We start from the raw sequence: 24,052 nt of genomic DNA, 5'->3' as shown, positions 1-24,052 counted from the left end.
GAGATTGATGTTCATACGACGATAACTTCCCGGCACGTCCCCGACCGAATCCCCTCCCCGAGTCGGTATCGGACACCTGGCGGTACGCGCTCGTCGGCGGCGTGCTCGCGCTCGCGGGCGAGCTCGGCGCGTGGATCGGCGGTCGGCTGGCCGGTTGGGAGATCCGACGGAATCGGTCGGACAGTTCCGGCGGGGCCGCGAGCGATGGCCGGGTTTAAGACGGAGACCGACCACCGTCCGGTCGATGGCGAAGCCGGTACTGAAATGGGCTGGCGGCAAGCGCCAGCTGCTGGACGAGCTGTACGCCCGCTTTCCAGCGTCGTTCGGCCGCTACCACGAGCCCTTCTTCGGCGGGGGCGCGGTCTTTTTCGACCTCGAACCGGCGGCGGCGACGGTCAACGACACCAACCCACGGCTGGTGAACTTCTACGAGCAGGTGCGGGACCGACCCGAAGCGCTGATCGACCGGCTACGTGAGTTTCGAGACCCCGAGGCCGACCCGGATCCCGACCTGCCGTTCGACGACGAGACGCGGCGCGGAAAGGCAGTCGAACAGTACTACTACCAGCAGCGCGCGCGGTTCAACGAGCGCGCCTACGGTGACGGCTGGCCCGCGACCGGCGAGGAACGGCTCGAAGAGGCCGCGCTCCTCCTGTATCTGAATCGCACCTGCTACAACGGGCTGTATCGGGAGAACGGCGACGGTGGATTCAACGTCCCGATCGGCCGCTACGCCGACCCCGACTGGGCCCAGGCCGACCGGATCCGGGAGGCCGCTGAGGCACTCGCCGGGACCGAGGTCCGTAACGGCGACTTCTCGTACGTCCTCGACGCGGTCGAGCCCGGTGACCTAGTGTACTTCGACCCGCCGTACGAGCCGATGAGCCCGACGGCGGACTTCGCGGAGTACAGCGCCGCGGGGTTCGACCGGGCGGATCAGGAACGGCTGCGAGAGGTGGCTACCGAGCTGGGCGAGCGGGGCGTGTGGGTCGTCCTCTCGAACAGCGGGGTCACGTACGACCGCTACGACGAGGCGGGCTTTGCCGTCGAACGGGAGGGCGCCACGCGGGCGATAAACAGCGACGCGAGCGCCCGCGGCGAGGTCGACGAGATCGTAGCGACGAACGTCCCAGAGGACGAGCGGTGCGGGCCCGACCAGCAGGCGCTCGACGACTACTGACCGCTTTCCCGTGTCGAAATCGTCGTCGCCCGATCTTCTCGATCGTCCGGAACCTCGTCGCGGATCGGTAGCGGCCGAACGAATTAAGGAATTGTTCCGCATTCCCTCCACGTATATCAGGTCGAACGCCATTCACGGTGACCGAACGCGTCGAGTCGGGCGTCCGACTGGTGATCTGACGTGTCGGGTTCACTGTTCGAGCGGGTGGTCGTTCCGGTCGCTCCCCGAGACCGTCGGCGAGCGGGTCGACCGAACGGTCGTCATGGCGCGCGGACCGGAGGAGTCGGCGACGTCCGTCCGTGCGGCCGTCGCTCGACGGCTGGAAGTGTGACGGGGCGGTCCGTCGATCAGGGTCAGGCCGCCTCACAGTAGTCGAGGGCGTCGCGGACGGCCGCCCTCCGACCGATGAACGTCAGGTGGTCGCCCCGTTCGATCCGGTCGTCGGGGTGGGGTAGTCGGTTGTTCCCGTCCCGTGTGACGAGCGCGAGGTGGCAGTCGTCGGGCAGTTCCGATCGGAGTTCGGTCACGGTCTCGCCGACGATGCCGTCGCTCGTGACTTCGACCTCCTGCACGTCGCCTTCGCGGTCGAGTTCGGTCATCCAGCGGGCGATGCCGGGCCGCTCGATGACGTTGTCCATCGACCACGCGATAGACATCCCGCTGGAGATCGCCTCGACCTCCAGGTCCTCGAAGGCCTCGACGTTGTCGGGGTCGTTGACCCGCGCGACGACCGTCTCCACGCCGAAGGTGTTGCGCGCGAGCTGGCCGACCAGCAGGTTCGTCTCGTCGTCGGCGGTCGCCGCAGCGATCACCTTGGCGTTCCCGGCCCCCGCGGCTTCGAGCGCCTCTCGGTCGGTGCCGTCGCCGCGTCGAACCGAGAAGCCGTCGCGTCTGAGCCGTTCGATAGTCCGCTCGTCGCTCTCGACGATCAGGACCACCTCGCCGCGGTCTTCCAGCCGTTCGGCCAGCGCCCGGCCGACCCGGCCGCCGCCGACGACGATGGCTCGCATGGGGATCACGTCCAGTGCCTGTGCGATGTGACGGGCCAGTCCCCCTTCAAACACGACGGTCGCGAAGATGACGAGGAACACCGCGCCCACGAGCGTCGCGGCGGCCTCGGGGTTCTGGGGGCGGAGTTCGAGGGCGAACAGCGTCGCCACGCTCGCGGGGATGATCCCGCGCGGACCGATGGCGCTGACGAAGACTCGCTCGGCGGTCGTGAACCGTCCGCCCACCGTACAGAGGGCGACGAGCGCGGGCCGGACGACGACGGCGATCGCGACCACTGCGAGGAGGCCCCTGAGCCCGAGCGCCGCGAAGTCGTCCAGCGTGAGGAGGGAGGCCAGCGTGATGAACACGAAGGATAGCACGAGCAGCGTGAGATCGCCTTTGAACTGCTCGATATCGTCGCGGTAGGGGAGCGAGACGTTCCCGAGGACGAAGCCCGCGGCCGCGACCGCCGCGATCCCGGCCTCCGACCCGAGCGGGCCGGCGAGTCCGCTGGTCGCCGCGGTGACCTCGGCGAGTCCGTAGGCGCTCAGCGCGGCGACGAGCGCGACGAGGCGGGCGTTCTGCGGGGCGTTCTCCGTCGAGAGGCTGACGTGGGTGAGCAGGTACCAGACGAGTCCGGCGACCAGACAGCCGACTGCGACCCCGAGACCGAGCCGCGCCGCGAAGGTCCCGACCAGCGCGGCCACGCCGCTCGACCCCAGTACGACGGACTCGAACACGACCAGTGCGAGGATCGCCGCTGTCACGTCGTTGACGACCCCCTCGGTCTCCAGTGTCGAGGCGACGCGTTCGCGGACGGGCACGACGTTCATGATCGGCGTGATGACCGTCGGGCCGGTCGCGACGAGCAGCGACCCGACGAGCAGGGAGATCCCCCACGACGCACCGACGACGAACCGGACGACGACGGCCGTCCCGACCAGCGACAGCGCGGCGCCGACCGTGACGAGTCGCAACGTCTCCCGGGGCGCCTCCCGCAGGCGGTCGACGTGGAGGTGGAAGGCGCCCTCGAAGACGATGATCGCGACGCTCAGTCCGACGATAGCGGGAAGAGACTCACCAAAGACCGTGGGATCGACCAATCCGACCCCCTCCGGACCGACCGCGACGCCGCCGACGATGAGAAAGAGGACGCTCGGGATCCGGAGGCGGTCGGCGACCACCTGCGCGGCGACGCCGACCCCGGTTATCGTCACGACGATCCGGACGATATCGGTCGCCGCGCTCATCGCGTGCTGATATCGAGCTCGGCGAGTCCTGTCACGGTTCTCCCGTGGGACGGTGGGCCCGAAACCGACTAAAGGGTTTCCACGCCGCGGTCGTCACCGACGCCAGAAGGCGCCGGTGAACAGCACCAGCACCGGGATGATCTCCAGGCGACCGATCAGCATCAGGAACGACATCAGCAACTTCGAGGTCCATGGGAAGTCGATGTAGCTGCCGAACGGACCGAGCAGCCCGAAGCCGGGACCGATGTTCCCGATGGTCGCGACGCTGGCGCTGACCGCTTCGAGCGTCGTCAGCTCTATATTCGGATGTCGGCCGGCGTCCAGGGCGATGAGCACCGCCGAGAGGCCGAACAGGAGCAGGTACAGCAGCGTGAACCCGTAGATCGCCTTGATCACTTCCTCGTCGATGACGAACCCGCCGAGTCGGACCGGCTTGACGGCGTTGGGGTTGGCGGTGGTGAACAGCTGGCGACGGATCGACTTCAGGACGACCAGCCACCGGATAATCTTGACGCCGCCGCCGGTCGACCCGGCCGAGCCCCCGATGAACATCGCGAACAGGAGCACGATCTGGGCGGTGGTGCCCCAGTCGGCGAAGTTGCTCGTCGCGTATCCGGTCGAGTTCAGCAGCGACGCGACCTGGAAGGCGGCCTGTCTGAGTGAGTTCTCCAGTACTCCCTGAGTCTGTCCGCCCAGTTCCAGCGTCGGCGCCGATCCCAGGTACAGCAGGACGAACAGGACCAGCGTCACGACGACGTTGGCCCCGATGTACGCCTGGAACTCGCGGTTCTCGAAGAACGAGCCGTACTCGCGCTGGAGCAGGTAGTAGAACAGCGCGAAGTTCGTCCCGGCGACGATCATGAACGGGATGACGAGCCACTGGACCGCCGGCGAGAACGCCGCGATACTGTCGGCCTCCGGGGAGAACCCGCCGGTCGGTAGCGTCGTGAACGCGTGGGCGACAGCGTCGTACACCCCCATCTCCGGCGCCAGGCCGCCGTAGTGCAGCGCCAGGAGCAAGACGACGTACAGCACCGTGAACCCGAGGTAGAACAGCCACAGCAGGCGGGCGGTCTCGGCGATCCGCGGCGTGAGCCGCTGGAGTTCGGGGCCGGGCGCCTCGGACTCGATGAGCTGGGCCCCGTTGACGGCGACTTCCGGGAAGATGGCGACCATCAGGACGATGATCCCCATCCCGCCGAGCCACTGGGTGAGCTGGCGCCAGATCATGATCGCGTGGGAGTGTTGCTCGACGGAGATCGTCCCCATAACGGTCGCTCCCGTCGTCGTGAATCCGCTCACGCTCTCGAAGAGAGCGTTGACCGGGTGGGCGATGGTCCCGGTGTCCCCGAAGAGATACGGGATCGTCCCGACGAGCGGAATCAGAAACCACGAGAGGCTCACGAACAGCAGCGCCTCGCGCGGTCCGAGGTCGCCGGCGGAGCCGACCCGTTCGAGGAGGAGACCGAGCGCGAGCGTGACGAGCATCGAGAGGAGAAAGACCCCGATGTCCTCGCCGTAGACGACCCCGACGCCGAGCGGGACCAACATCGCGACAGTGAGGTACTTGACGACGGTGCCGGTCAGCGCGACGCTCCGGCGCCATTCGACGGTCACCATGGTCGCGGGCACCTCCGACGGTCACACGACGCGGTCGAGAGACGGGACGAGCCGCCCGTCCGTGGCGACCGGGCCGCGGTTCGCGTCCGATCGCCGAGCCGCTCGCTCCAGAACACGTTTTCGGAACGAAGGGACGGACACCCACTAGATAACTGCTGTGGTCCGTCCCGCCCGCCCTCCGGAAGGAAATTCACTTGCCGGTGGGACAGAAAGACGGGCGTATGCATCTGGAGTGTCGCGCGTGCGGATCGTAATCATCGGCGCGGGGGAGGTCGGCTCGACGACGGCAGAGAGCCTCTGCGGGGAACACGAGGTCGTCGTCGTCGACAGAGACCCCGAACGAGTCGAGACGCTGACGTACGAACTCGACGTGCTGCCGATCGAGGGCGACGCTTCCGAGATCGAGACGCTGGAGGAGGCCGACGTCGGGGACGCCGACCTCTTCATCGCCAGTACGGACGACGACGAGACGAACATCATCGCCTGCGGTATCGCGAAAGTCTGCGGGGACGTGTTCACGATCGCTCGGACCAAGAGCCCGAAGTACCTGCGCCCGTGGGAGCGCGACGAGCGGGCCTTCGGCGTCGACTTCATGGTCTGTACGGACCTGCTGGCCGCCAAGGCCATCGCCGGCGTGACCGGCCTGCCCTCGGCGCAGGACGTGGACACGTTCGCCGAGGGACTGGTCCAGATGACCGAGTTCGAGATCCCGTCGGACAGCCCGGTCGCCGACCAGACCGTCGCCGAGGCCGACCGGTTCGATTCGCTGACGTTCGCCGGCGTGATCCGGGACGGGGACGTGATCATCCCTCGCGGGGGGACCGTGCTCAAGGCCGGCGACGACGTCATCGCGATCGGGAGCCCCGAGAGCATGCGCGCGTTCAGTCACGCCATCGCTCCCGACAGTGACGACCCCAAGAGCGTGGTGATCGTCGGCGGCGGCCAGATCGGCTACCAGACCGCGCGCCTGCTCGAAGAGGGGGGGTTCTCGCCGCGACTCATCGAGGGGGACGACGACCACGCGCGCTGGCTCGCCGAACAGCTCCCGCGGACGACGGTCATCAACGGCGACGCGACCGACCAGGACCTCCTCTCCCAGGAGCGAGTCGGCGACGCCGACGTGCTGATCTCCGCGCTCGAAACCGACCAGCAGAACCTGCTCGTGACGCTGCTGGGGAGTCGGCTCGGCGCGAAACGCTCGATCGCCGTCGTCGAGACGGCCGACTTCGTCGACCTGTTCGAGACGGTCGGCGTCGACGTCGCCGTCAGCCCGCGCAACGTCACCGCCGAGGAGATCACCCGGTTCACCCGCACGCGGCGCGCGGAGAACGTCGCGATCATCGAGGGCGACCAGGCGGAGGTGCTCGAGTTCGAAGTCGACGCCGACAGCATCCTCGTCGACCGCACCATCGGGGAATCGGCCGCCGACTTCCCTGAGGGCGCGGTCATCGGCGCGATCGCTCGCGGCGGCAGCCACATCACGCCGCGCGGGGACACCGTGGTACGAGAGCGCGACCACGTCATCGTCTTCGCCGACACCGACTCGTTCGAGGAAGTCGCCGACCGGATGTGACCGCGTTCGGGCCGGTTGCGCGGGGTCGAGCGCGCGACCGGTCGCCGCGTGGGCGCTACCGCGCGACCACGCCGTTGTAGACGACGTAGCCGCCGAACGAGAGGACGTACAGTCCGACGAGAGCGGTGGTCACGGGCGACCGGCCGCCGAGGATCATCGCGAGGACGACCAGCGGACCGGCCAGCAGCATCGCGTCCAGTACGCGGTCCTGTGCGCCGAACTCGAGCACGAAGCCGACCAGCGGAATGTCTTTCGGATCCATGGTTACCGGTAGAAGTCGAAGGTGTCGAGCAGGCCCCGCAGCAGGACCAGCACGGGGATGATCTCCAGGCGGCCGATCCACATGTTGAACAGGAACATCACCTTCGCGGGCGTCGGCATGGCCGGACCGGTGATGCCCGACGAGAGGCCGACGTTGCCCTGTGCGGAGGTGATCTCGAAGATCGCGTTTTCGAGCGTGAACGATCCGTCGACAGTCAACAGCAACACGGCGAGGCCGACGCCGAGGAACAGGACCCAGAGGAAGGCGATGATGGACGCCTCTTCGAGTTCCCGGCTGACCTCCGACTCGCCGAGCTTGCGGTCGTCGAGTTTCAGATACCTGACGGCCGACTCCGGGTAGAAGACGCCGCGGATACTGAAAGCGGTCCCCTTGACCAGCGTGATCAGCCGGATGAGCTTGATACCGCCGACGGTCGACCCCGCCGCGGCGCCGAGAACCATCGCGCCGGACATCGTGAGCTGGGCCGGCGCCGACCAGTCGCCGATCCCGGTCGTCCCGAAGCCGGTACAGGAGGCGGCCGAGACGAACTGGAACAGGCCGTATCGAATCGTCTGGAACAGCGACGCCGTCGACCCAGTCAGGACGACGCCGTTCGTGACGGCGACGCGGCCGGTCTCGAAGGTCCCGTCGATCCACAGCAGCCCGACCAGCGCGACCGACCCGAGCGAAAAGTAGCCCCAGAGCCAGCGGGTCTGGGGATCCGTGTAGAGGTTCTTCAGGTCGCCCCGCAGCATGAGGTAGTGGATCGGGAAGGCGATGCTCCCGAGGACCATCACGGGGACCATCGCGAAGTCGATGATCGGGTCGTTGTACTCGCCGATACTCGCGTCGGTGACGCTGAACCCGCCGGTCGCGAGCCCGGTCATGCCGTGGTTGATCGAGTCCCAGATCGGCATCCCGGCCAGCCAGAGGAGGCTGATCGAGACGAACGTGAAGAGGATGAAGATCCACCAGATGGTCCGCACCGTCGAGACGATGCTCGGGTGGATCTTCTCCGAGCGCGCCTCGCTCTCGTACAGCGTCAGCGATCCCGAACCGGGGCGCGCGAGGATCGCTGTCGTGAGGACGATCACGCCCACGCCGCCGACCCACTCGATGATGGTCCGCCACCACTGGACCGTGCGCGGGAGCGCGCCCTCGTCGTCGGTCATCGTCAGCCCCGTGCCGGTGAACCCGGACATCGACTCGAAGAAGCCGTTCAGCGGGTCGCGAAACGCCGCCAGCGTCGGGGTGTCGAGCGCCGCGGGCGCGGCGAACGGCGCCGGAAACGGGTCGACGGCGACCGTCCACGCGACGAGTACGAACGGGAGCGTCCCGAACACGGCGACCAGAAACCACCCCGAGGCCGCGATCATCATCCCGTGGAGCTTCCCGACCTCGCCCGTGTCTCCGTAGCGGGTACTCAACAGGCGGCCGAGCCCCAGAGGGACGAGCCCCGAGACGACCAGCGCCGGGACCGCGAACAGCTCCCCCCAGGCGAGAGAGACGACGACAGAGGCGAACATGACCCCAGACAGTGCCATCAGGATCCGCCCGAGGTCGCGCGCCAGCGGCTGCAGTCGCTGTCTCATTCGAATCGGAGTTGTGTGGCCCCCGTTGTATAATCCGGCGATCCGACGGCTCCCGGTCGCGGCCGCAGCGGGGAGCGTCTCGGCCGCGCGCCAGACACGCTCAGTGGTCCTCCTGGTGGCCGAAGATATCGGTCACCTCCGGCGTCGCGCCCTCGCCGGAGTAGACGGTGACCAGGTCGCCGGCCTCGATCACCGTCCCACCGCGCGGGGTGATCGGGTCGTCGCTACCCGGCCGCTCGACGGCGACGATGAGGACCTCTTCGGTCAACAGGCCGACATCGTTCGCCTCCTGGAGGGTCTTGCCCGCTATCGGCGCGCCGTCGTCGACGTCGATCTCGAACACCTCGGCGTGTTCGCCGATCCGCATGTAGTCGATGATAGACGGCCGCTTGACGGCGCGATAGAGGTACTCGGCGATCAGTCGCTGGGGGTTCTGCATGACGTTCACGCCGATCCGCTCGAAGAGATCCATGTGTCTCGGACTGTGGACCACCGAGACGATGTTGGGGACTTCGAACTCCTGGGCGAGCAGACAGACCATGATGTTCGTCGCGTCGCGGTCGGTCGTGCTGATCAGCGCGTCGGCGTCCTCGATACCGGCGTCGATGAGCGTCTGGTTGTTGGTCGCGTCCGCGTTGAGGACCAGCGCGTCGAACTCTGAGGCGGCGAGTTCGGCCCGTTCCTCGTCGCTCTCGATCACGACGACCTCGTTCCCCCCGCGTGTCGCGATCTCGATCAGGGGGGTGCCGATGTCGCCGGCACCGACGATGACGATGTACATTCTGTTGCCGCCTTCAGTCGGCCGATAAGAAAGGTTACCGTTCCGTCGACGAGCGCGTTCGGACGAGGCCGCCCGGAACGCGTAAACGCGTCGACTGCATACGGCGCGCGTGGAGCAGTCGTGGCCCCCAACGACTTCGACCGCGCTGGGCCTGCTCGTCGCCGTCGTGCTGGTCGCGGGCGCGGGATCGCTCGTCCTCTCGGCGACGGGCCCCGCCGACCCCGCGGCCGGGACGACGCCGGCGACACTGGTCGAACCCCGCCCGGGCGAGAACGTCTTCTGGCCGTACACGAGCACCCGCCGGTCGGCGGACGGGCGGACCCTCGCGATCAACCTGGTCGTCTACGCGGACGCCGAGACCGTCCGGTACTTCCTGACCGAGCGAGGTGACGCCACCTGGAACGAGACGGCCGCCGAATGGGAGGACGTGGGCCCCGACACCGGCGGCGGCGCCGTCGATGCGGCGAACGGCACGGTCGTCGATTGGGCCGGGGCGCGCGGCGCGACCCGGTACCTCTACGTCCACAACTACGTGCTGACCGAGCCGGGGCCCAACGAGACGCGCCGACCCTACCGCGCGGCGCCGTTCACCGGGCACCTCGAACCCAATCCGGGCGGGCGGTGGATCGACGAGACCTACCAGTTGCACGACGGGACCTACTTCGGCGCCCGCGACCACCTCCGGCTGTACGAATCGCCGTTCGAGTCCGACGACTGGGTGGCCGTCCAGGCTCACAGCGACCACTGGGACTGGTTCCGGCTGCGCCACACCGTCCACGCGACCGACGGGACGCGCGACCGGCTCGAAGCCGAGTTCATGGGCGAGCCCTCGGTCGACACCGTCTGGCGGATGTACCTGAGCAACCGCCGGGCGCTGGGCTCGGACGGCTGGGCGACGGTCGTCGACTTCGCCGGACTGCTCGGCGTGCCGAATCTCGGGTCGGGACTGGCCGCGATGGGGCTGGTCGCCGGCCGGGACGCGGCGGCGCTGGCCCGGCGGCGCCGGTCCGGCGGTGCGCCCGCCGGCCGCGCGTTCGGGTCCGGGGGCGCCCGAGGGCCCGGGAGCCCGACGACGGGCCCCGTCGTGGCCGCGAGGCGCGCGCTCGTCTCCGGGCTGCTCGCCCGCGGGTGGCTCGACCACGAGCGGTCGCTGTTCGTCGTTCGCGGACTGTCGTACCTCTCGCTGTTCGCGGCGCTGTTCGGGCTGTACCTGTCGGTCAGGTTCGGCGGGCTCGCGCTCGAACACCGGTTCGCTGACACCTCGCCGAAGGTCATCGCCGCCCTGCTGTACCCGGTACTGGCGCTCGGGCTCCCGGCGGCCGCACAGGTGTTCGGGCGGAATCTGGACCCCGTTCGGAGCTTCGCGGTCGCGGCGCTCGGCGTGGGGTCGGCCATCGTCGTCGACTATCAGTCGCTCGGCGTCACGGCCCTGTCGCTCGACGTGGCGGTCCACCGGGTCGGGATCGTCGTCGCCATCGGAGTCCTCGCGGCGGGTTCGGTCAGCCCGCGCGCGTCGACCGAGACTGTCGACCGACTCGTCGCCGCGGGCACACTGCTGTGGGTCGTCCTGCTGCTCGCGCCGCTGGTGGGCTGGCTGTGAGCCGGTCGGGTCGGTCGCGCGCTCGGCCGGCCACCGCGACTCGGTCGGTCGCGGTCGGGAACGGTTGGGCGATGTCGGCGACAGCAGCCACCGCTGCGATGTCGACCAGCGAGCGGCCGGTGTCGCGAGGTACTCGGTTCGGGCGCCACACCGGCGACGATGTCGCTCTACTCCCCGCTGGCGGTCACGACGACATCGGCTGTCGGGCGTTGCCCGAACCGTGAACTGCTTGGGCGTCCGGCCGGGATTATACGTTCGTTTCGGGGGTGTCAAGCAACCCATAACTATCCGAGCACCGGCGAAACCACGGGCGTGAACGCTCGGCAGGACGCCGTAGCGACTAGCCATGAGATATCTCGTTTTCACGAACACGCCCGCTCACGTCCACCTGTATCGCAACGCGGTCGACCGCCTCGAAGCCCGCGGCCACTCCGTGCTCGTCCTCGCCAGGGACTACGGCTGTACGGTCGATCTCCTGGAGTGGTACGACCTCCCCTACGACGTGTACGGCTACTGCGACACCTCGAAGGGGTCGCTGTTCCGGCAACTGCCGCGTCACTACGCCCGGATGCTCCGGCTGGCCAGGCGCTACGACCCCGACCTGATCTTCGGGATGGGGTCGTACTCGGCCCACACCGGCCTCGCCACGCGAACGCCGACGATCCTCATCCTCGACTCGGAGCCCACCTCGGTCGACCACCTGATCTCCCAGCCGTTCGCCGACGCCGTCGTGACGCCCGACGCCTTCCGGAAGGACCTGGGCGAGGACCACTTCACCTTCGCGGGGTTCAAAGAGTGCGCCTACCTCCACCCGGAGGAGTACACCCCGCAAGCGGACATCCGCGAGCGGTTCGGCCTCGACCCAGACGAGCGGTACGCGATCGTGCGGTTCAACGCGTTCGGTTCCCACCACGACGTGGGGAAGGGCGGCTTCGCGCCCGCCCAGCGGGCGGAACTGGTCGAGCGACTCGCCGACGAGGTCACCGTCTTCGTCTCCGACGAGGGGGGCGAGATGGACCTCTCGGCGCTGCCCGCCCGCCAGTTCGACGTCCATCCGGCGCTCATGCACGACGCGATCAGGGAAGCGGCACTGCTCGTCGCCGACACGCAGACGATCGTCACGGAAGCGGCCCTGCTCGGGACGCCGGTCGTCCGGTCGAACTCCTTCGTCGGCGCCGACGACATGGGTAACTTCCTCGAACTCGAAGGCGCGGACCTCGTCCGCAACCTCGCCGATTTCGAGGCGGTGCTCTCGACGGCCGAAGACCTCGTCGCTGACCCCGACGCGAAATCGCGGTGGCGGCGGCGTCGCCGGCAGTACCTCTCGACGAAGGCCGACCTCACCGATATCATCGTCGACGTCGCGACCAGCGGGTCCGTCTCCGGGAGCGCGGACCTCGTTCGCCACTCGTCCGACGAGACACCGGTCGAACCGCTGGCCTCCGCCCGGTAACTCGGCCGCCGCGTCGCGGTCGAGGGAGAGGCGCGATCCGGGCGCTTCCGAGACGGTCGGAACCTCCTCTCGAACGTCACCGCCGGAGACCGGCGGCTGTCGGCTATCTCCGGGCCGAGACCGCCGGCGGGGAGCGGATACAGGCGGTTCATAACAAAACCGGTTCCCGTCCGAACTCGAGGAGATGGGAGTCAGAACCGCTGTCATCGGTGCGGGAACGGTATCGGACGCTCACCTCTCGGCGGACGCGGCCAACCCGAACGCGGACCTCGTCGCGGTGTGTGACCTCGACGAACGGCGGGCGCGGGCGGCGGCCAGCGAGTACGGGATCACCCCGTATTTCGACCTGGACGAGCTCCTGGCGGGCGAGGACCTCGACCTCGTCCACGTCTGCACGTCCGTCCAGACACACCTCCCGCTCGCGCGGTCGGTGATCGAGGCGGGCGTCGCCTGCGTCATCGAGAAACCGATCGCCGAGTCCGTCGCGGAGGTCGAGGAACTGCAGTCGCTCTCGGAGCGCCACGACGTGCCGGTCACCGTGATCCACCAGGGGCTGTTCGGGCCGGCGATGCGGAAGGCGCGCCGGCTGATCGACGCCGGTGAACTCGGCGAGCTCCAGTCCGTCCAGCTGGTCAAGAGCGGGCTCACGTACCCCGACGAGGCCCAGCGCGGCGAGTGGGTGTTCGAACTCCCCGGCGGCGAGTTCGAGGAGGGGCTCCCCCACCACATCTATCCCGCCCTCGCCGTCGGCGGGTATCCCGAGGACCGAGACGCCGTGGACGTGGTCACGAGCCTCCGAGGCACCTACGAGGAGGCGTTCACCTACGACAGCGCGCAGGTCCAGTACACGACCGAGTCGGGGACGCTCTGCACCGCGAGCATGACCGCCGGCGGCCAGCCCGAACAGCTCCTGCAGGTCCAGGGCACCGACGGTTCGATAACCGTCGACATGATGACCCAGGTCGTGCTGCAGTCACGCGGCACCTACGAGGGCTCCTCGGTCGGGAAAGTGAAGAAGAACGTCGACGCCTGTTTCGACCGGCTCGCCGGGACGGCGCGGAACGCGAAGATGGTCGCCGAGCGACAGTTCGACGAGGGCTGGGAGACCGAGAAACGCATCAACACCCACGCCTACCAGCTCGCGGCGGTCGTCGATGCGGTCTCGACGGGCGGGCCGATGCCCGTCCCGCTCGAAGAGGGCTGGTGGACGATCGCGATCATGGAGCTGATCCGCGAGGAGGGGGCGGAGCCGCAGAAACAGGCCAGCGTGGCCGACGATTAACTCGCCGGTCGAGGGTCGCCCGCTCTTTCTTTGTACCGGCGTCCGGTTTCGAGACGACGAGCGACGCGTCGCCGCGACGGGGCTAAACCACGTTCGCGAGGACGGTCTCGACGTCGTCGAGGTCGACGAACCCGCCGAGCAGCGCGAGGACGGCCCACACGACCGCCCCGGCCGTGACGACGGCCAGCAGCGACGGGATACCGGAGACGAACGGTAACGCGACCCAGACGACGCCGCCCATGACGGCCGTGATCGCGGCGACGCGGACCGTCGTCGCGCCGAGGTGCCACGGCGACAGGTCGAGTTCCTGGGTCACGAGGTAGACGTTGACGGCGACGACGCCGGACGTGGTGAGGACAGTGGCGACCGCGGCGCCGGCGACGCCCATCACGGGGATGAGCGCGACGTTCAGCGCGAAGTTGCTCACGGCACCCAGCGACTTGATGACCGCCCGCGCGCGAGCGCGACCGAGGTAGTCCAGCCCGTCGTTCGTGATCTTGTCGACGGCCTTGACGACGATGAACACCGAGAGGATCTGGACGACGGGGACTGCCCCCAGGTAGTCGCTGCCGACGATCAGCCGGATCGTGGGCTCGGCGACGAGCGCCAGCCCGCACGCGGCCGGGACGTACAGCAGGACGATGTTCTCGAAGCTCTTCTCGTAGATGCGGCTCGCCCGCTCGGGGCGGTCGCCGGTCTGCTCGCTGCTGTAGGCGGGCGAGATGACGAAGCCGAGCGACACCGCCGGCATCATCACGAACTCGGAGATCTGCTTGCCGAGCGTGTAGAACCCGACGGCCGCCGGCGTCAGGAAGAAGCCGATGAGGAGCTGGTCGACCTTCCCGGTGAGGACGCCGGCACCCCGGGTCGCCGCGAGCGGGAAGTTGTAGCGTAGCACCCGGCGCTTGAGGCCGTCTTCGGTGGACTCCGCCTCTGGGAGCCGGCTGTAGAAGCGCCGATACAGGACCGCGAAGCCGACGATCGACGCGAGCGCGGCGGCGCCGATGTAGCCCGCGAACGCGCCGACGACACCGTAGTCGAGCACCACGAGCCCCACGACGAGGGCGAACTGGGTCACGCTCGACACCGTCGACACGAGCGCGCTCCACCACACTTCGTTGAACCCCTGGAAGACCGTCCGGGTGAACGTGCGAAGCGAGGTGAACAACACGAACAGCGGCCCGAGTACCAGCAACGGCGCCAGCGCCGGCTCGTCGAGGAGGACCGCGATCTCACGGTCGAACCCGACGAGGACCGCCCCGACGATGGCGACCGTCGTCAGGTTGTACAGCAGCCCCGCGCGGACGACGTGTCTGATCTGCGACTCGTCGGTCTGCGAGTAGTCGGAGACGTACCGCGCCGTCGACTTCGCGAAGCCGAGGTTCGCACCCAGTTGCGCGACCGCCAGAGCGGACATCCCGAAAAACAGGAGTCCGAACTCCTCCGGCGTGAGCAGGTACCGAGTGAGCACCAGCAGCAACAGCCCCTTCGAGGCCGTGCGGAGCACGTCGGCGCCGAGCTTCGCTTGCAGGCCGGCGACCAGCCGTCGAACGGTGGTTCGGTCGCTCATTCGAGTTTACCCGCTCACGTAGTACAGCTCGAAGCCGCCGTTGTCGACGACGCTGCTCACGCCGCGCTGGGTGCGGACGAGCGCGAAGCTCTCGCGGGAGTACCGCAGCTGGTCGTAGGCGAGCACCTCGCGTTTGCGGTCGGCCTCACTGACCGCGAGGTACCAGCCCGTCCCGTGATACGTCGAGAGGCTCGTCCGCATCGCCGTCTCGTTGACGGACCCGAACGGCGTGTTGGGTACCTTCCGGGCGTAGTGAGCGTCGGCGAAGCGGTCGGCGTCCCCGCGAACGCTGTAGACCCCGTCGCTCACGGTGGCGTGCTCGAACGTCGTCTCGTACCCGGACATGCTCTGCTCGGAGACGTGCTGGGACGGCAAGTAGATCCACGGCGAGGGGAAGACCGTCAGGGCAGAGACGACGATCGCGACCGCGAGGAAGACCGCGACCGCAGACCCCACGGGCGCCCTCGGCAGCCGGTCGGAGAGCAAGCGCCACCCTCGGCCGATCCCGACCGCCCCGACCAGCGTGACGAAGACCAGCAGGAATCCGAGGTGACGGAACGCCTGTGTGCTGACGCTCCCGAGTACGTAGAGGCCGAACAGCGCCGCCACCGGGACGAGCGCCCCTGCCATGTAGCGGTGGAACGACGGCTCGATATCGTCGTCTCCGCCGAGTCTCCCGAACAGGGCGACGAGTAACAGGGCGGCGGTGACCGCGCTGTATACGCCCGCCACCGAGAATATCTTCAGGAAGATCTCGAACAGGCCTGACCCGATCTCCGTCAGCGACCCCCCTCGCTGGGCGGTGTCCGCCGCTACTCCGCCTCCGCCGGTGAGGGCTTTCGAGATCTCCCCTACAGCGTTGGTCGCGCCCGACCGGAACCGTTCGTGGCCATGGGACCAGGCCATCCAGAACACCGCGAGGAACCCCGTCTGTGCGTACACCCGACGCGGTTCGGTCACCGACGGGTGCGAGATCCACCGGCGGGCGACCAGCTGCAGACCGCAGATCGTCGCCAGCATCAACAGGAAGTTCAGCGCTTGCTGGGGGTGATAGACCACGAGTGCAGCCAGTGCGACCGCCAACAGCGTCCCCGCGCCGGTCGGCACCAGCGTTCCCCCCCGGTCCGAACGCAGGTACCGGACGAGCAGGTAGACGACCACCGGCGCGAACAGCACCGTCTGGGTCGTCGTGTGGGGGACGAGCTGCGTGCTGATGTTGGTGATCGGCAACAGCAGGAATCCGGAGAACGTCGCGACAGCGGTCGTCCGGAGGTCTCCGGTGAGTGCCCAGGCGCACATCGGGACGAACAGCGCGAACACCACCGCGAACGCGAAGACGACGTAGAGCAGTGACCGAGTGAGCGGGAGTCCGGTCGACTCGCCGACGAATATCGCGAACGTGTGGATCCCGGGGTAGAACATCGAGAACACCTCGTTGTTGCCGACGAGGAGTCCCCGGGTCCATCCCAGGTGAGTCATCCCGTCGCCGCGTCCGAAGTAGTGGTACCCCCGCAACAGCGGCAGGCCGACGACCGCGGCGTAGGAACTCACGCCCAACACGAGTCCGAGCACGCGACTGGCGGCGGGCCTCGCGAACAGCGAGGTGACGAGTCCGACGGCCGTCGCCGCGCCGACGCCGACCCAGAACGCGTCCGGTGTCTGCGCGTAGATGGAGAGTTCGTACCCGGTCGCCGGGGTTGTTCGGGCGGAAACGACCGCGACTAGCAACGCGAGATACCCGACTGTCAGTAAGACCTTCGATACCGTATCGGAGCGATGTCGAACCGATCCGGTCCCCGTGAGCATAGCGAGATGTCAGCGACTTGCTCCTTTGTTATGGCCCGTCGATTCCGTGTTATACCTCGCATACTCGGCTCCCGTCCCCCGTCGGTCGGGGTCCGGTCTCGGTCCGGTCGCCGGGCGGTCCGGGCGGCCGTCACTGGAGATACCCCAGTTCGCGGAGCTGCGCCTCGGTGTTCTCGTCGAAGTCCGCGCGCCCGGTCTGGCCGACGGGCTGCCCGTGCTCCGCCAGCCACCGCTGGCACTCCTCGCGCAACTCGGCCGTCACCGTCGGCCGGGTGTCGCTCACGTCGGCCTCGTCGGTACCGCGGGCGACGAGTTCCTCGTCGTCGTCGGTGCGTCGGTAACACCACTCGGGGGTGAACAGGGCGGTGACGTCGTCGGTGTGGTACTCCCCTTCGGGGAACGCCCGATTGTGCTTCGTGATCTGGGCGAGCTTGTTCCGCGTTCGGGCGCCGCCCCGTTGTACGACGGTGAACTCCCGCTCTTCCTCGCGCAAGTCGCGCCCGACCGGGACCGGATGGTCGACGTCGAGGTCGCGACAGAGCATCTTCATGACGTCCGCGTGTTGTATCGGTCCCGCTTCGGGGAACTCGTTCGCGCCGGCGACGACCAGCGGGACGTTCGCGACGGCGGCGTTGTTGACGAGCATGTGCGCGAGCAGTCCCCGCTCGCCGAACAGCTCGCCGTGGTCGGCGGTCACGACGATGACCGGGTCGTTCAGGCGCTGTCGGGCCGCCGAGACCAACTCGCCGGTCAGGTGGTCGACGTAGGCGATGGCCGTATCGTACAGCGTTCGCAGCGCCGTCCACTCGTCGTCGTCGAACGGGTCCGTCGCGGCGATGTGTTCGTACATCCGGTCGGACATATCGAGGGCGATGTCGACCGCCTCGTCGACCGGCATCGGGAGGTCGTCCGCGAACCGGTCGCGCCAGGCGATCGGCGGCACGTACGCGTGGTGGGAGTCGCCGTAGTGGACGTAGAGAAACAGCGGCTCCTCGCCCGTCGAGGCCCGGCGGATGTGTCGCTTGGCCACGTTCGTACTGAGGTATCCGAGGCAGTGCTGGTTCCCGTCGCGCGTGATCCCGCCGGAGTGTCTCCGGAGGTTCGCGGCCCACCGCAGGAGCGACGGGAGTCCCGCTTCGCTCACCAGCGTCGACCTGGTGAGGTAGTGGAAGTCGTCGAACCCCCGGTCGAGCCCGGTTCCCGGCCCGAACTGGCCGTTGGGCGAGATCCCGACCGTTCGATAGCCCGCGTCGCCGAACGCCTCGGGGATCGTCGCGATCGAGTCCGGGAGAGCCGCGTCGTTCGACCAGGTTCGATGGGCCGACGACGCCCGACCCGTGAGGATAGACGCCGTCGAGGCCCGCGTCCAGATGTCGTGAGAGAAGCAGTCGTCGTAGCTCCGCCCCTCCGCCGCGAGTCGGGACAGCGTCGGCGTCGTATCGCGAGACCGCTCCGAAAGCGACGTATGGTCCCATCGGACGCTCTCGAGCGTCACCCAGACCACGTCCTGTCGGGTCATGCGTACGGACGCACCCGCCAACACCAATGTAATGGAATCCATACTTCGACGGCCAGTCCATCCAGGCGGTGCCGGACGCGAGCCGGGACCGTTTCGACCGGCCGACGCCGACCGCCGGGCGGCTCCGTCCCAGTCCCGGTCGACGACACGGTCCCGCGACGCAGCGAAAACGGGCCCTACCGGGCGGTGTCTCTGGGTATAACAATGTGCGTACCACCGGGATGTCCGACGATGAAATGAATCGGCGCCAGTTCCTCGGACTCGTGGGTGTCGCCGCGACGGGTGGTGTCACGGGGTGTAACTGGCTGGGATCGAACGACCGTCCGGAGCGGTCACGGACGTCCAGTCCCAGCGCGACACAGCCCGCACCGACGGAAGCGGAGTCGCCGTCCACCTCGACGGCCTCGCCCGCGGCCTCACCGACGCCGACGGCCGAACCCGAATTTCGGACCGTCGTCGACGTCGTTGCCGACTACGGGTGCGTCCCCGACGGGTCGGAGCCCTGTAACGACGCCATTAACGAGGCGATTGCGGACGGGACGCTGATCGAGTTCCCGCCGGGGGAGTACCTGGTGACCAGGCCGATCGAGGTCGACGGTGACATCACGTTCGGCATGCGGGGAACGGGCGAGACCAGACGCGACGTGCGTTTCGTCCACCCGGAGGGGTACAGCAGTCGGTTGCTGCACGTCACTTCGGGCAGCGGCTCGCTGTTCGAGAACTTCACCGCCGACCAGACCGACGACAGGGTGACCAACTCCGGCCTGTTGATCCACCAGCGGGACGGACTCGTGGTCCGCGACGTCGAGGTCGCGGGGTTCACGCCGACCGACAACGGGACCAAGGACCTCGTCGTCCAGATCACCGACTCGTCCGGGGTGGGCACGGTCGAGCGGTACGTGAACAGGGGCGGCGGGGAAGTCGGCGTGTATCCGGACGCGTTCGTCGGCTTCTACAGCGGACGCCACCACTACGGCACCCTTCGACTGCTCGACTGTCACATCGAGCAGTGCGGAAGCAACGGCGTGTACGCCAGCAGAACCAACGGCCCGGTCCAGATCAGCGGCGGGACCTACAGGAACAACGCCGTCTCCCAGATCAGAGTCTGCGGCCAGGACTCCTTCGTCAGGGACGCCACCATCGAGATAGACACGGACGCCGCCGACCGCGTCGACGGCACGTACAACGCCGTCCGTGGCATCTGGTGGGAGTCCGGGTGGCAGGGCAAGAGCGGCGGCGCCATCGAGAACTGCGAGCTCGCGGTCCGCTCGGCGGAACTCGCCCGCGGACTCGTGGAGGTCGACGGCACCGCGGGGCACCTGGCCGTGCGGGATTGTGCCTTCGATGTCGACCGAGACGGCTTCCGAGCGATACAGGTCGCGCCGCCGGGCGTCAGCGATATGGGCGGAACGCCGGACCGACCCTGGGACGTCACGCTCCGGGACGTCGAGATCGATACGTCGGCGTCACGGGCCGTCGACGTGCTCGTCGACGGCCGACCGGGCTCGGAGATTGACGGGCTGACGATCTCCCAGAGGGACTCCCGCGAGCGCGACGGCCTCTTCCTGTCGAACTCCTCGGGGTCGCGGGTGACGCGGTACGCTTGCGAATCGAGTCGATACCCCCTCTGGGTGTACACCGACGACTCGTCGGACGCCGCCGACGAACTGATCTGTCTCGGTCCGGGGGTTTCCATCGCGACCAGCGCATCGGTCGGGTCCGAGCAGATCCCGGTGTTCGGTACCGACGAGTCGGCCGGCGGCTCGAACGTCTGCGTCGAGACCGCCGTGAACACGCCGTACTCGGTCGCCTCTACCCGCAACGAGGACGGGACATACTTCGGGCGGGTGTTGGACCGGTCGCCGGCGTATCTCGAATACACCCAGGCGTGACCGGGGACGCGACCCCGCCGGATCGTCGGACCGATCGATTCAGGCCGGTTCGACGGTGACCCACAGGTGGAGATCGCGGTACGCGGTCGACCGACTCGGCCGCTCCGGTGGCTCGCCCTTGTAGACGTAGTAGGAGAGCATGAGGGAGTCGCCCGTCAGGTCGGAAGCGACCTCCCGTTCGAGCCGTTCGGTCGATCCGCGCGGAAGTGTCACTTGCTCGCGACCGAGTTCCGACCGTTCGACGACGTCGATCCGGGAGTCCCGCGTCCTCACCCGTTCGACCGTTTCGACGACCGTGTACGTCGTCTGGGCGTTCTCGCTGTTGGTCAGCTGGAGCGTCAGCGACTCCGCTTCACCGGCGGTGAAATTCGTCGGATAGCCGTCGGCCGTCAGCTCGCCGCTATGGTTTGTGAGCAGCGCGGCCGTGGAGTACGTCTCGCCGTCGGCGGGGAGCGCGACCCCGTACGTGAACGCTCCCGCCGCCAGGAGGACACTGGCGACGAGAAACGCGTTCGTCGCCGTCTCAGCGGTCGACGAACCGGGGAGCCACCGGCCGAAACGCCGGACCTGGGTCCGGGGTCGCGTGACCAGCCGTCGGTCCGGCGGAAGATTGTAGCGACGGATAACCGTGGCCGGGAGCAGCAGGCCGACGACGCTCACGAGACCGGCGAGAACGAGTACGGGAGTGAACTCACCGAAGGCCGCCCAGACGACCAGACCGAGAAGCGGAACTATCGCGACGCTGAGACCGACCGAGAGGACGACCCGTTCGAGCGGGTGGAGCCCGTCTCCGTCCCGCTGGTCCCAGCCGCCGGTCAGGAGCGCGTCACCGTACCCGCCAGTGTACTGTTCCGGATATATCGCGGTCACGAGCATGTACCCCGGAGCGAAAAACACCAGCGGCAGCGCGACGACCGTCCGCACGGATCGCGGTAGCACGTCGAACTGAATCACGAGCCCGGCGGCGGCGACGAACACGGCCAACGCCGTCGGGTGGCTCATGGCCGCCTTGAGGAACGATTTCACTTCGGTTTGAGAGCCGCCTACGTCGGTGATGAAAGACATTGCTGAAGTTGTCACCCGGATACCGTCCGATCTGTCGACCCGTAACGGTCTTGTTATTTTGATCCTAAACGAACCGTTTCGACGTCTGTGGAGTCCCGCCGCTGTAGTCGAGCGTCGCCGCGGCGGACCGGGCCGGACGACTCTCGGCGGGCGTTCGGGTGAGACGAGCGGGGCGACCGCGTATTGAGTCGTTAACAATGGGTGACCGCGGGGTACGGAACGCCGATGCAACTCGGTGGGATCCGGAATCAGGTCGGCTACTGCGCGGCGGGCCGTCGTGTCTCGGCCTGGCGGCCGGGGAGCGGGATCACCGACCGCGGGACGATCCCGTGTCCCGGGCGCGGGCTGGACCGGCTGCGCTTTCGCGTCCTGAACGCGGGGCGGACCAAGCGCCTGCTCGGACCGCTCGTCGGTGCGTACACGACGACGAACGTCTGGCCGGTCGGCGCCGAGGGACTGGTCGCGACCGTCGGGCGGCGGGCGTTCGTCTCGTCCGACGGCGGTCGCTCGTGGTCTGTGACCCGCGAACTGCCGGCGTCGTCCGGCCCGATGGGCGTGCTCCCCACGTCGCTGTGCGAGCACGACGGGGAGCTGTACCTCGCGGAGTACCCGCTCGGCGACGAGGACGCGCGCGTCCTCGCCAGCGACGACGACGGCCGGTCGTGGTCGCCCTACCACGTTCAGGAGGACGCGCGTCACTTCCACGGGCTGTTCCACGACCCGTACGGCGGGCGCCTGTGGGCGACCACCGGCGACACCGACCGCGAGAGCGCCGTCGGGTACTTCGACGACGGCCGATTCCGGCCCGTGGGGAGCGGGAGCCAGCGCTGGCGCGCGGTCGGGCTGGCGTTCACCCCGGACGCGGTCCTCTGGGGGATGGACTGCCCGTACGTCGACACCGTCGAACTGCTCGCGCTGCCCCGCGACCGCATCGGCGCCGCGGAGCCGGAGCCGGAGACGGTCGGGACGACCACGGAGTCGGTCTACTACGTCGAGACGCTGTCTGTCGGCGGCGAGTCGGTGGTCGTCGCCGCGACGGCCGCCGAGTGCGGCACCGACAGCACGGCGCCGACCGCCGAGCGGGCCGACTCCGGAAGCCGAACGGCCCGCGTCCTCGCGGCCACGTCGGCGACCGGCTACCGCGAGTGGCGCGAGCTGTGCTCGTTCACTCGTCGGTCCTCGGTCGGCGAGTCGCTGTCGGCGCTCCCGGCCGCGAGCGCCTACGTGTTCGTCCGCGCGAACGACGAGCTCGGGCTGGTGATCAACCCGTACAACACGAGCCGCCACCACGGCGAGATACTTCAGGTCCCACCGAGCGACCTCGAACGACTGCTGTTCGACGACGACCCGGAGGCCGTCCCGACGGTCGGCGGCCCCGGGAGGAGCGAGCGAACCCATGACTGAGAACACGATCCGAGTCGGGGTTCTCGCGAACCCCATGGTACTGCACTGGCAGGAAGCGGCGCTCGAAAACGTCGAGGCCGTCGACGGCGCGAGCATCGAACGCGTCGTCGTCGACGCCTCGGTCAGGGACGACTCCTCCGTCCTCAAGCAGGGCGCGAACGCCATCAACCGCGGCGCCAGCGTCTCCCCGTCCGACATCAGCCTCTTTTTCGACGTGCTGCGCGAGGAGAAGCTGAAGGCGTTCATCTACGCCGACCGGAAGCTGGGGTGGATGCTGTTCGACGAGCGCGACCAGATGGAGGCGCGCCAGTCGAAACCCATCGAGTCGGTCGACGTCCTCTCGGACGTGCGGACCCACGAGGTCGACCCGGTCCCGGCCGGCGGCGCCTGGAACACGCTGCCCGAGGACGTCACCGAGACCCTCGGCGAGGAGTGCGACGTACTCGTCCGCTTCGGATTCGGCCTTCTCAAGGGACCGGTCCTCGACGCGCCGAAGTACGGCGTCCTCAGCACGCACGGGTGCGACATTCGCGACTACCGGGGGATGGGGCCGAAGCTCACGTTCGTCAACGACGACGACAGGGTCGCCGTGACGCTCCAGCAGCTCACGGAGGACATCGACGGCGGGCGGATCGTCGAGATCGCGTCTCGAGAGCTCCGGCCCGACCCCACCTACGCCGACATCAGCGAAGCGACCGCGGCCATCCAGCGGGACATCTTCGCGACCGGCGTCGAGAAGCTCCGCTCGCCGGAGTTCGAGCCGTGGGAGCCCGACGAACTCGGGACGTATCACAGCCACACGAAACAGCGCGAGGAGCCCGGCTTCGTCGGCCGGTTCCTCCTGAAGAACAACTATCGCCGCGTCAAACGTCGGATCTCGGAGTGAACGGGGACGACCGCCTCGGTCAGTTCTCGGCCGCGCCGGTCACTCGGCGTAGCCCAGGTTCCTGAGCCGCTCGGCCACCACGTCGTCTTCGACGGCGTCGCCGCTCTCCGTCTCGTCGACAGGCGCCTCGGCGACGACTTCCCGTCGCGGGCCGCTCTCGTATTCGAGCCACGGGACGGTCACCAGCTCCGGGGTGTAGACGCCGTCGGGGTGGCCCCACTCGCGGATCGGGATCGGTCGGGCCCGTTCGCCGAGCATGTTCCCGTGGTCGGAGGTGACGACGGTCTTGCCGGAGAGTTCGCCGAGCAGTTCCTTCACGCGGGGCTG

General features: G+C 68.3%; 17 protein-coding genes and 1 pseudogene. 8 read left to right on the top strand and 10 right to left on the bottom strand.

Annotation, left to right across the window (positions count from 1 at the left end; all coding sequences use genetic code 11):
- Positions 1–244 precede the first annotated feature (244 nt).
- Positions 245–1,180 (top strand): DNA adenine methylase, encoded by a 936-nt coding sequence (locus tag C475_RS15590; protein ID WP_006884820.1) that lies wholly within the window; start codon positions 245–247, stop codon positions 1,178–1,180.
- Between the two features lie 353 nt (positions 1,181–1,533).
- Here C475_RS15590 and C475_RS15585 read toward each other — a convergent pair whose 3' ends face one another.
- Positions 1,534–3,420: a cation:proton antiporter domain-containing protein gene (locus C475_RS15585; protein WP_006884819.1), complete on the bottom strand. Its 1,887-nt coding sequence runs from the start codon at positions 3,418–3,420 to the stop codon at positions 1,534–1,536.
- A gap of 93 nt (positions 3,421–3,513) precedes the next feature.
- Positions 3,514–5,040 (bottom strand): TrkH family potassium uptake protein, encoded by a 1,527-nt coding sequence (locus tag C475_RS15580; RefSeq protein WP_006884818.1) that lies wholly within the window; start codon positions 5,038–5,040, stop codon positions 3,514–3,516.
- A gap of 241 nt (positions 5,041–5,281) precedes the next feature.
- Here C475_RS15580 and trkA point away from each other — a divergent pair, with 241 nt between their 5' ends.
- Entirely contained in the window at positions 5,282–6,613 is a 1,332-nt protein-coding gene (gene trkA / locus C475_RS15575; protein ID WP_049930760.1) for a Trk system potassium transporter TrkA, read from the top strand.
- A gap of 55 nt (positions 6,614–6,668) precedes the next feature.
- Here trkA and C475_RS15570 read toward each other — a convergent pair whose 3' ends face one another.
- The 3 genes from C475_RS15570 to C475_RS15560 all read right to left on the bottom strand — a co-directional run bounded on the left by C475_RS15570 (position 6,669) and on the right by C475_RS15560 (position 9,248).
- Complete coding sequence (locus C475_RS15570; protein ID WP_006884816.1) at positions 6,669–6,875, bottom strand: hypothetical protein; 207 nt, start codon at positions 6,873–6,875, stop codon at positions 6,669–6,671.
- 2 nt (positions 6,876–6,877) lie between these two features.
- On the bottom strand, positions 6,878–8,467 hold the full coding sequence (locus tag C475_RS15565) for a TrkH family potassium uptake protein (RefSeq protein WP_006884815.1): 1,590 nt from the start codon (positions 8,465–8,467) through the stop codon (positions 6,878–6,880).
- Positions 8,468–8,567: 100 nt separating this feature from the next.
- Positions 8,568–9,248: a potassium channel family protein gene (locus C475_RS15560; protein WP_006884814.1), complete on the bottom strand. Its 681-nt coding sequence runs from the start codon at positions 9,246–9,248 to the stop codon at positions 8,568–8,570.
- A 109-nt stretch (positions 9,249–9,357) separates the two neighbouring features.
- Between C475_RS15560 and C475_RS15555 the strand changes: the two genes are divergently transcribed.
- The 3 genes from C475_RS15555 to C475_RS15545 all read left to right on the top strand — a co-directional run bounded on the left by C475_RS15555 (position 9,358) and on the right by C475_RS15545 (position 13,583).
- Positions 9,358–10,848, top strand: coding sequence for a hypothetical protein (locus C475_RS15555; protein ID WP_006884813.1), 1,491 nt, complete (start codon positions 9,358–9,360; stop codon positions 10,846–10,848).
- A gap of 346 nt (positions 10,849–11,194) precedes the next feature.
- On the top strand, positions 11,195–12,301 hold the full coding sequence (locus C475_RS15550) for a DUF354 domain-containing protein (RefSeq protein WP_006884812.1): 1,107 nt from the start codon (positions 11,195–11,197) through the stop codon (positions 12,299–12,301).
- A gap of 184 nt (positions 12,302–12,485) precedes the next feature.
- On the top strand, positions 12,486–13,583 hold the full coding sequence (locus C475_RS15545) for a Gfo/Idh/MocA family protein (RefSeq protein ID WP_006884811.1): 1,098 nt from the start codon (positions 12,486–12,488) through the stop codon (positions 13,581–13,583).
- A gap of 82 nt (positions 13,584–13,665) precedes the next feature.
- Here C475_RS15545 and C475_RS15540 read toward each other — a convergent pair whose 3' ends face one another.
- The 3 genes from C475_RS15540 to C475_RS15530 all read right to left on the bottom strand — a co-directional run bounded on the left by C475_RS15540 (position 13,666) and on the right by C475_RS15530 (position 18,478).
- Positions 13,666–15,153 (bottom strand): flippase, encoded by a 1,488-nt coding sequence (locus C475_RS15540; protein WP_006884810.1) that lies wholly within the window; start codon positions 15,151–15,153, stop codon positions 13,666–13,668.
- 6 nt (positions 15,154–15,159) lie between these two features.
- Positions 15,160–16,881 (bottom strand): MFS transporter, encoded by a 1,722-nt coding sequence (locus C475_RS15535; protein ID WP_152436460.1) that lies wholly within the window; start codon positions 16,879–16,881, stop codon positions 15,160–15,162.
- A 208-nt stretch (positions 16,882–17,089) separates the two neighbouring features.
- Positions 17,090–18,478, bottom strand: a complete 1,389-nt coding sequence (locus C475_RS15530; protein WP_006884808.1) for a sulfatase-like hydrolase/transferase — start codon at positions 18,476–18,478, stop codon at positions 17,090–17,092.
- Positions 18,479–18,714: 236 nt separating this feature from the next.
- On the opposite strand from C475_RS15530, the gene C475_RS15525 reads away from it, so the two are divergent.
- Entirely contained in the window at positions 18,715–20,370 is a 1,656-nt protein-coding gene (locus tag C475_RS15525; RefSeq protein ID WP_006884807.1) for a hypothetical protein, read from the top strand.
- Positions 20,371–20,409: 39 nt separating this feature from the next.
- Here C475_RS15525 and C475_RS23955 read toward each other — a convergent pair whose 3' ends face one another.
- The gene (locus C475_RS23955) at positions 20,410–21,435 is read right to left on the bottom strand and encodes a DUF1616 domain-containing protein (protein ID WP_082223337.1); all 1,026 of its coding nucleotides are present in this window, start codon (positions 21,433–21,435) and stop codon (positions 20,410–20,412) included.
- Positions 21,436–21,660: 225 nt separating this feature from the next.
- On the opposite strand from C475_RS23955, the gene C475_RS23950 reads away from it, so the two are divergent.
- Together C475_RS23950 and C475_RS15510 are read left to right on the top strand one after the other, a co-directional pair.
- A complete protein-coding gene (locus tag C475_RS23950; protein WP_006884805.1) occupies positions 21,661–22,839 on the top strand; it encodes a WD40/YVTN/BNR-like repeat-containing protein in 1,179 nt (392 codons plus the stop codon).
- Positions 22,832–23,725 (top strand): hypothetical protein, encoded by an 894-nt coding sequence (locus C475_RS15510; protein WP_006884804.1) that lies wholly within the window; start codon positions 22,832–22,834, stop codon positions 23,723–23,725. The genes C475_RS23950 and C475_RS15510 overlap by 8 nt, the downstream gene beginning before the upstream one ends.
- Positions 23,726–23,764: 39 nt before the next feature.
- On the opposite strand, the pseudogene C475_RS23945 reads toward C475_RS15510, so the two are convergent.
- Positions 23,765–24,052 (bottom strand): annotated as a pseudogene (locus C475_RS23945) (hypothetical protein); the annotation flags it as partial.

Origin of the sequence: Halosimplex carlsbadense 2-9-1 (genome assembly GCF_000337455.1) — an archaeon.
GTDB lineage: Archaea > Halobacteriota > Halobacteria > Halobacteriales > Haloarculaceae > Halosimplex > Halosimplex carlsbadense.
This window is presented reverse-complemented; position numbering and strand designations above follow the sequence as displayed.